2 protein-coding genes are annotated in these 1779 nt (G+C 48.7%); one reads left to right on the top strand and one right to left on the bottom strand.

The window, feature by feature from the left end; genetic code table 11:
• Positions 1-462: 462 nt before the first annotated feature.
• Positions 463-948, top strand: a complete 486-nt coding sequence (locus tag PsAD26_RS23710; RefSeq protein WP_063312384.1) for a hypothetical protein — start codon at positions 463-465, stop codon at positions 946-948.
• A gap of 97 nt (positions 949-1045) precedes the next feature.
• Here the strand turns inward: PsAD26_RS23710 and PsAD26_RS29775 are convergent, their stop codons facing one another.
• Complete coding sequence (locus PsAD26_RS29775) at positions 1046-1189, bottom strand: hypothetical protein (RefSeq protein ID WP_193758351.1); 144 nt, start codon at positions 1187-1189, stop codon at positions 1046-1048.
• Positions 1190-1779: the final 590 nt, after the last annotated feature.

Below are 1779 nucleotides of genomic sequence, written 5' to 3'. Positions count from 1 at the left end.
TCAGACAAACCTGAGATCTTCAACGTATGTTTTGCAGCAAACACAGTCGCAAAAATCGACTTAACATCATAACATGACCGTCACCCATGTCCCCGAACAAACGTCAACCATCTCTCCGGGACAAACACTCCGAGCCGGGATCTAGCAAGCAGTAGTTCTTTCGATATTGGCTTGATCAGTTATGATTTACAGATGACCTACAATTATCTCATCTCTTTCAGAGAGTAATGCGTATTTCGAATTTGCTGTTGTTTATTGATGAATTATGCATAAGTTGTATAAAATTTTCTTGCAATTATAACTGCTTCGACGAAGATTGGATGTAGACAGTGGTGATGGTCGGCGCTGTTCTCTTCATTATGTTTGCATCGTTCGACTAGCCAAATTCGATTGCAAAATGCTTGGACAGTAACAGTTACCTTAAGCTGCAACGTTGGCATGGTGATGCGAAAGGGATTTTGCATGTTTGGTGGTTTTCGGAAAAAGGTGACACGACAGACCATCGAGATGGTTAAGCAGCCGTATGCAATATTTCAACACCACCACGGTATCCCTGCAGGATTTTGGCAGGATGAGTTTGTTGTAGGTTTCTTTGGGTCCATGGCTAGCATGGTTGCGTTGATACTTGCCAAAGGTAAGTTGAGCCGAACTGATAGAGGTTATGTAATCCAAGAAAGCTTTTCTGCTCTCTCCAATATGAATGGTATGGTAATAGCTCAAAGATTTACCGAGCTTGCCATGCAAAAGCCTATGAGTGCATCATTCAAGCAAGGAGCAGATAATGGTGCGATTATCTCGCTTGCGATGTTTGGAACGACAGCCCCGGAAGATCAGGTGATGATTGATGCTGCAGAACAAGAAGCAGCTCGTTTGGGGCTTCCATTGCCAAGCTATTTGATGATGACACTTTATGTCGAGGAGCTTAAAGAGCGTTTCAATCTAACTTAGATGTCTTACGCCCCACCTCTTGCATTCCCACAATCTTCCCTATTTCCCTTCAACCAACGCACTCATCAGGCAAGTGTTGTGAGTACCGCTCTGCTGCTTAGCTCTGGATACCGGATCGTCGCTTCGCTCGTCCGGCACGACGGCGAGGGGCGTTTGGGTAAACCTTAAAGCCCCCACCGCCGTCTTCCCGCACTTGATGCGGGATCCAGCCGGAACTCACCTCAGATGACGACCTAGCCATATCACGCGGTTGGCAATCTGCATGTACACCCATAAACTACAGCATGCTCACAAACGCCTCCTCAGCCAAAGCTCTCATCGGGCATACGCTGTGAGCACTGCTCTGCTGCTTAGCTCTGGATACCGGATCGTCGCTTCGCTCGTCCGGCATGACGGCGAGAGGCATTTGGGCAGACTTTAAAGCCCCCACCGCCGTCTTCCCGCACTTGATGCGGGATCCAGCCGGAACTCACCTCAGATAACGAACTAGCCACATCACGCGGTTGGCAATCTGCATGTACACCCACAAACTACAGCATGCTCACAAACGCCTCCTCAGCCAACGCTCTCATCGGGCATACGCTGTGAGCACCGCTCTGCTGCTTGGCTCTGGATATGGGATTGTCGCTTCACTCGTCCGGCATGACGGTGAGGGACGTTTGGGCAGACTTTTAAAGCCCCCGCCGCCGTCTTCCCGCACTTGATGTTTGTCCCGGAGAGATGGTTGACGTTTGTTCGGGGACATGGGTGACGGTCATGTTATGATGTTAAGTCGATTTTTGCGACTGTGTTTGCTGCAAAACATACGTTGAAGATCTCAGGTTTGTCTGA

This window comes from Pseudovibrio sp. Ad26 (genome assembly GCF_001623285.1).
Taxonomy (GTDB): domain Bacteria; phylum Pseudomonadota; class Alphaproteobacteria; order Rhizobiales; family Stappiaceae; genus Pseudovibrio; species Pseudovibrio ascidiaceicola.
Note: the sequence above shows the minus strand (reverse complement) of the source record. Positions and strands in the feature narration are given on the sequence as shown.

Coding starts and splice junctions, on each gene's coding strand:
- PsAD26_RS23710 (WP_063312384.1), top strand. CDS start 463: ATGTTTGGTGGTTTTCGGAAAAAGGTGACACGACAGACCATCGAGATG.
- PsAD26_RS29775 (WP_193758351.1), bottom strand. CDS start 1,189: ATGGCTAGGTCGTCATCTGAGGTGAGTTCCGGCTGGATCCCGCATCAA.